Origin of the sequence: Sporosarcina sp. UB5, from assembly GCF_050859005.1 — a bacterium.
Classification (GTDB): domain Bacteria; phylum Bacillota; class Bacilli; order Bacillales_A; family Planococcaceae; genus Sporosarcina.
This window is the reverse complement of sequence record NZ_CP125984.1, coordinates 296,181-302,500: the sequence shown is the minus strand read 5'-3', so window position 1 is coordinate 302,500 and position 6,320 is coordinate 296,181. Positions and strand designations below refer to the sequence as shown.

Below are 6,320 nucleotides of genomic sequence, written 5' to 3'. Positions count from 1 at the left end.
TGAGCTGTGATGGCGAGGGGAATTATCCCCGGAGTCCCTGATTTCACACTGCCAAGAAAAGCCTCTAGCGAGGCGGGAGGTGCCCGTACCGCAAACCGACACAGGTAGGCGAGGAGAGAATCCTAAGGTGATCGAGAGAACTCTCGTTAAGGAACTCGGCAAAATGACCCCGTAACTTCGGGAGAAGGGGTGCTCTGGTAGGGTGTTAAAGCCCGAGAGAGCCGCAGTGAATAGGCCCAGGCGACTGTTTAGCAAAAACACAGGTCTCTGCAAAACCGTAAGGTGACGTATAGGGGCTGACGCCTGCCCGGTGCTGGAAGGTTAAGAGGAGAGGTCAGCGCAAGCGAAGCTTCGAATTGAAGCCCCAGTAAACGGCGGCCGTAACTATAACGGTCCTAAGGTAGCGAAATTCCTTGTCGGGTAAGTTCCGACCCGCACGAAAGGCGTAACGATCTGGGCACTGTCTCAACGAGAGACTCGGTGAAATTATAATATGCGTGAAGATGCGCATTACCCGCGACAGGACGGAAAGACCCCGTGGAGCTTTACTGTAGCCTGATATTGAATTCCGGTGCAGCCTGTACAGGATAGGTAGGAGCCTTGGAATCCGGAGCGCCAGCTTCGGAGGAGGCAATGGTGGGATACTACCCTGGCTGTATTGGACTTCTAACCCTTGCCCGTGATCCGGGCAGGAGACAGTGTCAGGTGGGCAGTTTGACTGGGGCGGTCGCCTCCTAAAGTGTAACGGAGGCGCCCAAAGGTTCCCTCAGAATGGTTGGACATCATTCGTAGAGTGCAAAGGCATAAGGGAGCTTGACTGCGAGACCTACAAGTCGAGCAGGGTCGAAAGACGGGCTTAGTGATCCGGTGGTTCCGCATGGAAGGGCCATCGCTCAACGGATAAAAGCTACCCCGGGGATAACAGGCTTATCTCCCCCAAGAGTCCACATCGACGGGGAGGTTTGGCACCTCGATGTCGGCTCATCGCATCCTGGGGCTGTAGTCGGTCCCAAGGGTTGGGCTGTTCGCCCATTAAAGCGGTACGCGAGCTGGGTTCAGAACGTCGTGAGACAGTTCGGTCCCTATCCGTCGCGGGCGCAGGAAATTTGAGAGGAGCTGTCCTTAGTACGAGAGGACCGGGATGGACATACCGCTGGTGTACCAGTTGTCTTGCCAAAGGCATCGCTGGGTAGCTATGTATGGACGGGATAAATGCTGAAAGCATCTAAGCATGAAGCCCCCCTCAAGATGAGATTTCCCATTACATTTGTAAGTAAGATCCCTCAAAGAAGATGAGGTGGATAGGTCCGGGGTGGAAGCGTGGCGACACGTGCAGCTGACGGATACTAATCGATCGAGGACTTAACCTTATAAGTTAATTAAGTACGGTTGAACTTGAAGTTCAGCAACAATGTTAGTTTTATCCGGTTTTGAGCGAACAAAATAATTTATTTTGAAAAACGCTTGACAAATTCACTAGATTTGATATAATAATACTTGTCTTGTGAAAAAAGTAGTCCAGTGATGATGGCGAAGAGGTCACACCCGTTCCCATACCGAACACGGAAGTTAAGCTCTTCAGCGCTGATGGTAGTAGGGGGCTTCCCCCTGTGAGAGTAAGACGTCGCTGGGCTGTCATTTCTAAGATGACCGTAATAAGTCACTGAGATCTTATTATAGCATTATTCCGCAGTAGCTCAGTGGTAGAGCAATCGGCTGTTAACCGATCGGTCGTAGGTTCGAATCCTACCTGCGGAGCCAATTGGAGAGCTGTCCGAGTGGCCGAAGGAGCACGATTGGAAATCGTGTATACGTTTATCGCGTATCAAGGGTTCAAATCCCTTGCTCTCCGCCAGATTTATTTCCTACTTACATATGGCCCCTTGGTCAAGCGGTTAAGACACCGCCCTTTCACGGCGGTAACACGGGTTCGAATCCCGTAGGGGTCACCATTTTTAAAACCTAAGAATTATAGCGGATCCCGTAAAAATTGGGAGAAGCGAGTAGGACAAGGAAGCGATTGAGAGAGGGAAGGAGCGTACCACGGTACGTGACTGACTGAACGAATGAAGCTGACGCAGTAATGCGAAGCTTATCGCAATTTTAACTGGAGGATTAGCTCAGCTGGGAGAGCACCTGCCTTACAAGCAGGGGGTCGGCGGTTCGAACCCGTCATCCTCCACCATTTATAACTTAACTTATCTGAACTGAATGCGCAGGATTTAAATTTCTTGCAACTAGCATTATCGCGGGGTGGAGCAGTGGCAGCTCGTCGGGCTCATAATCCGAAGGTCGCAGGTTCAAATCCTGCCTCCGCAACCAAATTGTATAATTCACTTAAAGTAAGTTGTAACAGAGTTTTAAAGCAAAACTGAATGCGTAGGATTTAAATTCCCTACAACTAACATTATCGCGGGGTGGAGCAGTGGTAGCTCGTCGGGCTCATAACCCGAAGGTCGTAGGTTCAAATCCTGCCCCCGCAACCAAAAGGTCCCGTGGTGTAGCGGTTAACATGCCTGCCTGTCACGCAGGAGATCGCCGGTTCGATCCCGGTCGGGACCGCCATTTTATGTGGCTCAGTAGCTCAGTCGGTAGAGCAAAGGACTGAAAATCCTTGTGTCGGCGGTTCGATTCCGTCCTGAGCCACCATTTTAATACTATGCCGGTGTAGCTCAGTTGGTAGAGCAACTGACTTGTAATCAGTAGGTCGTGGGTTCGACTCCTATCGCCGGCATATTCCTTTCTTGGTGGGGTAGCGAAGTGGCTAAACGCGGCGGACTGTAAATCCGCTCCCTCAGGGTTCGGCGGTTCGAATCCGTCCCCCACCACCATTTATCTTACAGGGGCATAGTTTAACGGTAGAATAGAGGTCTCCAAAACCTTTGGTGTGGGTTCGATTCCTACTGCCCCTGCCATTACTGTTTTAAATCTATATAATGGCGGTTGTGGCGAAGTGGTTAACGCATCGGATTGTGGTTCCGACACTCGAGGGTTCGATTCCCTTCAGCCGCCCCATCCATACAAGTTTCTAATTTCATATATATGTTTTTATAATGGCGATTGTGGCGAAGTGGTTAACGCATCGGATTGTGGTTCCGACACTCGAGGGTTCGATTCCCTTCAGTCGCCCCATTTACTTTTGGGGTATAGCCAAGCGGTAAGGCAACGGACTTTGACTCCGTCATTCGTTGGTTCGAATCCAGCTACCCCAGTTTCGCGGAAGTAGTTCAGTGGTAGAATACGACCTTGCCAAGGTCGGGGTCGCGGGTTCGAATCCCGTCTTCCGCTCCATTTTTCTTACGGCGGCATAGCCAAGCGGTAAGGCACGGGTCTGCAACACCCTTACCACCGGTTCGATTCCGGTTGCCGCCTCCATATTTTATCTATGCTGTAAGTGAATAACAATTATGCCCGAGTGGTGGAATGGCAGACACGTCGCACTCAAAATGCGATGCCGCGAGGCGTGCCGGTTCAAGTCCGGCCTCGGGTATCCACGTAGAAAAGATGCAACCTTGGTTGCATCTTTTCTCTTTCCCATTTTGGGAGTTTGTTCAACCTTTTAAACGCTCCTTCCGCTTTCACGGAAAGGAGCGTTTTTTTATGGTTCTGTAATAATTGTTGTGGTATTTGATAAAGAGTTATTTCACTACAATCTTTATTAGTATGAAGGAGATTCGTTGATTGGAGCGAAAGGCGGCGACTCCTGCCGGAATAGCATGAGCTGAAGACCCTGGACTGAGCAAAGCGAAGGAAGCGGCTGAAGCCATGCCGGCGGAAAGCGACCGCCTGTAGCGCAAATCAACATTATTCATAGCAGAATGTAAGTTAAAGAAAGTTAAAAGGTGATGTGCAAATCACATCACCCCAACACTTGATTTAGAACCGTAATTACATATTGCTTGAATGAGTTCCATTCAATATAACGGAAGGACACTCTTGATTAACGACAAAACAAGAAGCCTCGCCACCACTAATGGATGTAAACATATTACCGCATGCAGTAGTCAGTTGAAGAGCTTCTTCCCTAGTCATTGAAGGACGTAGAAATAACACATGGAGTGCATCTGTTGTCTCTTCGGTAACTGCTGTACTAACGGAATCTACATAGGGGCTACCAAAGGAACTCTGTTCGTCCTTTAACTGTAGAATATGGTGCAATGAATTAAAACGGCCATTTAATCCGTCATAACCGTCTTCCTTCTCGCCAATGACCAACTGGACATTACCGACAATCTTAGACAAGTCGTAAATGCCTGCAGGAATTTCATATTGGAGAGAGAAAAATGTATTCAGATCTACCGCTGAATGAACAGATTGCAAGTAGTTCTGTTTTTTAATCCTGCGGAATAGGGCTTCTGCAGATGGCCTGTATCGGGATGGGTCTGCCCCAAAAGCTTTCCATGTCTCTCTCCATTCCTTAATGCCTGGAAAGTCTGTTAAAGGCTTCGTATCTAACTCGAAAAAGAGCTGTTCTTGGAATAATTGGAGTCTCCCTTTTAGCATTTGAGGAGATTCAGACACTGTAATTTTGGTATAATGGATAATGCCTAATTTCAAGTTAGGCATATGTTGAAATAGATTTTCATCTATCGTTATTTTCATTGTAACCACCTTTTTCATCATTCTTTTTATTAATCCTATCATAAAGGAGGCGGAACGTTGTGAATGTCGCTCAGCTACAGTTGGCATTAAAAGAATATGCAGCTACTATCGGTATCGATAAAATTGGCTTTACGACCGCAGCCCCTTTTCTTGAATTAAAAAACCGATTGCGACGTCAACAGGAATTGGGTTATCAATCCGGTTTCGAGGAAAGTGATATCGAAAAACGAACGGAACCGACGTTGCTACTGGATCGCGCAGAAAGTATTATATCGATCGCTATTGCTTACCCATCTAAAATGACAAATGCACCGAGAGGAAAGAAAGGTGAACGGCGCGGCATTTTTGCAAGGGCATCGTGGGGAATGGATTATCATCATGTCCTTCGTGAAAAGCTACAACTCCTAGAAACGTTTATTTCTGAAAAGATGCCGGAAGCGAAAATGCGATCGATGGTAGATACGGGAGAACTTGCAGATCGAGCCGTAGCTGTACGTGCAGGAATCGGCTGGTCTGGGAAAAATTGCTCGGTTATCACTCCTGAGTTTGGCTCGTACGTTTACTTAGGAGAGATGATTACAAATATCCCGTTTGCACCTGATGTTCCAATGGAAGATCAATGTGGCGACTGTACACTCTGTTTGGATGCTTGTCCAACAGGAGCCTTAATTCAAGGCGGTCAAATTAATGCTCAACGGTGCATTGCCTTTTTGACCCAGACGAAAAAAACGGTACCTGAAGAATTTCGTGCGAAAATCGGAAATAGAGTATACGGATGCGATACTTGCCAAACTGTTTGTCCGAAAAATAAAGGGAAATACAATCTTCATCAACCTGAATTTCAGCCGGAACCGGAATTGGCAAAACCACTCCTCTTGCCGATGCTCAGTTTATCGAATCGTCAATTCAAGGAAACTTACGGGCATATGGCGGGTTCGTGGAGAGGGAAGAATCCAATTCAGAGGAATGCCATTCTCGCAATCGCACACTTTAAAGACGAGACGGCCGTGCCCGCTTTGGCAGAGCTGCTCATGAACGATCAACGTCCAGTTATCCGAAGTACAGCAGTATGGGCGCTCGGACAAATCGGAACGAGTGAAGCAATCGAAGCAGTCGTAAAGGCGAAAGAGATTGAAATGGATTCCGAAGTACAGGATGAGATGGAAAAAGTATTGGAAACTAAATGAAGGAAGTGCTGAAATGGCGATACATGTCGCATTATTTGAACCACAGATTCCAGCGAATACCGGGAATATCGCGCGCACATGCGCTGGTACAGGAACGAAACTGCATCTAATAAAACCGCTCGGATTTTCTACTGATGATAAAATGCTTAAGCGGGCAGGATTGGATTATTGGCAATACGTCGATATAACGTATCATGAGGGGATAGAGGAGTTTCTAGACGCTTATCCAGAAGCGCAGTTTTACTTCATTACGAAATTCGGTGAGAAGAATTACTCAGACTTTAATTATTCTGACCAATCTAAAGATGTCTTCTTCGTTTTTGGAAAAGAGACGACCGGCTTGCCTACTGAAGTAACTACTCGTTACAAGGAGAAATGCCTTCGTATTCCAATGAATGATCACATTCGATCATTAAACCTATCTAACACAGCTGCCATTCTTATCTACGAGGCACTGCGGCAACAATCATTTCTAGATTTGAAATAAAAAACGGGACAGCCATTTAAGGCATGTCCCGTTTTAGTATTCTT

Annotated in this window: 3 protein-coding genes, 17 tRNA genes and 2 rRNA genes (1 of these 22 only partly in view); 21 read left to right on the top strand and 1 reads right to left on the bottom strand. The window is 47.3% G+C overall.

From position 1 onward, the window contains the following. The 19 genes from QM454_RS01815 to QM454_RS01725 form a co-directional block, all read left to right on the top strand. A 23S ribosomal RNA gene (locus tag QM454_RS01815) occupies nucleotides 1-1,370 on the top strand (it extends 1,564 nt beyond the left edge of the window). A 147-nt stretch (nucleotides 1,371-1,517) separates the two neighbouring features. Next, nucleotides 1,518-1,633 (top strand): 5S ribosomal RNA (gene rrf, locus QM454_RS01810). Between the two features lie 53 nt (nucleotides 1,634-1,686). Then, a tRNA-Asn gene (locus tag QM454_RS01805) sits at nucleotides 1,687-1,761 on the top strand. 3 nt (nucleotides 1,762-1,764) lie between these two features. Further along, nucleotides 1,765-1,855 (top strand) — tRNA-Ser (locus tag QM454_RS01800). A gap of 22 nt (nucleotides 1,856-1,877) precedes the next feature. Next, nucleotides 1,878-1,952 (top strand) — tRNA-Glu (locus QM454_RS01795). Nucleotides 1,953-2,109: 157 nt separating this feature from the next. After that, a tRNA-Val gene (locus tag QM454_RS01790) sits at nucleotides 2,110-2,185 on the top strand. A gap of 62 nt (nucleotides 2,186-2,247) precedes the next feature. Then, nucleotides 2,248-2,322 (top strand) — tRNA-Met (locus tag QM454_RS01785). An 89-nt stretch (nucleotides 2,323-2,411) separates the two neighbouring features. Then, nucleotides 2,412-2,486 (top strand) — tRNA-Met (locus QM454_RS01780). A 3-nt stretch (nucleotides 2,487-2,489) separates the two neighbouring features. Beyond that, nucleotides 2,490-2,565 (top strand) — tRNA-Asp (locus QM454_RS01775). Between the two features lie 8 nt (nucleotides 2,566-2,573). Continuing rightward, a tRNA-Phe gene (locus QM454_RS01770) sits at nucleotides 2,574-2,649 on the top strand. 12 nt (nucleotides 2,650-2,661) lie between these two features. Further along, a tRNA-Thr gene (locus QM454_RS01765) sits at nucleotides 2,662-2,734 on the top strand. A gap of 12 nt (nucleotides 2,735-2,746) precedes the next feature. Beyond that, nucleotides 2,747-2,831: transfer RNA gene (locus tag QM454_RS01760), tRNA-Tyr, on the top strand. Between the two features lie 10 nt (nucleotides 2,832-2,841). Beyond that, nucleotides 2,842-2,915 (top strand) — tRNA-Trp (locus QM454_RS01755). Between the two features lie 24 nt (nucleotides 2,916-2,939). After that, nucleotides 2,940-3,015 (top strand) — tRNA-His (locus tag QM454_RS01750). 41 nt (nucleotides 3,016-3,056) lie between these two features. Then, a tRNA-His gene (locus QM454_RS01745) sits at nucleotides 3,057-3,132 on the top strand. A gap of 8 nt (nucleotides 3,133-3,140) precedes the next feature. Beyond that, nucleotides 3,141-3,212 (top strand) — tRNA-Gln (locus QM454_RS01740). 4 nt (nucleotides 3,213-3,216) lie between these two features. Then, nucleotides 3,217-3,291, top strand: a tRNA-Gly gene (locus QM454_RS01735). A gap of 10 nt (nucleotides 3,292-3,301) precedes the next feature. Next, a tRNA-Cys gene (locus QM454_RS01730) sits at nucleotides 3,302-3,375 on the top strand. Nucleotides 3,376-3,409: 34 nt separating this feature from the next. Further along, nucleotides 3,410-3,490, top strand: a tRNA-Leu gene (locus tag QM454_RS01725). Between the two features lie 398 nt (nucleotides 3,491-3,888). Here QM454_RS01725 and QM454_RS01720 read toward each other — a convergent pair. Beyond that, a complete protein-coding gene (locus QM454_RS01720; protein WP_432360790.1) occupies nucleotides 3,889-4,602 on the bottom strand; it encodes a B3/B4 domain-containing protein in 714 nt (237 codons plus the stop codon). Between the two features lie 59 nt (nucleotides 4,603-4,661). Between QM454_RS01720 and queG the strand changes: the two genes are divergently transcribed. After that, nucleotides 4,662-5,789, top strand: coding sequence for a tRNA epoxyqueuosine(34) reductase QueG (queG, locus tag QM454_RS01715; protein ID WP_432360788.1), 1,128 nt, complete (start codon nucleotides 4,662-4,664; stop codon nucleotides 5,787-5,789). Nucleotides 5,790-5,802: 13 nt separating this feature from the next. Then, on the top strand, nucleotides 5,803-6,276 hold the full coding sequence (gene trmL, locus QM454_RS01710) for a tRNA (uridine(34)/cytosine(34)/5-carboxymethylaminomethyluridine(34)-2'-O)-methyltransferase TrmL (RefSeq protein ID WP_432360785.1): 474 nt from the start codon (nucleotides 5,803-5,805) through the stop codon (nucleotides 6,274-6,276). Nucleotides 6,277-6,320: the final 44 nt, after the last annotated feature.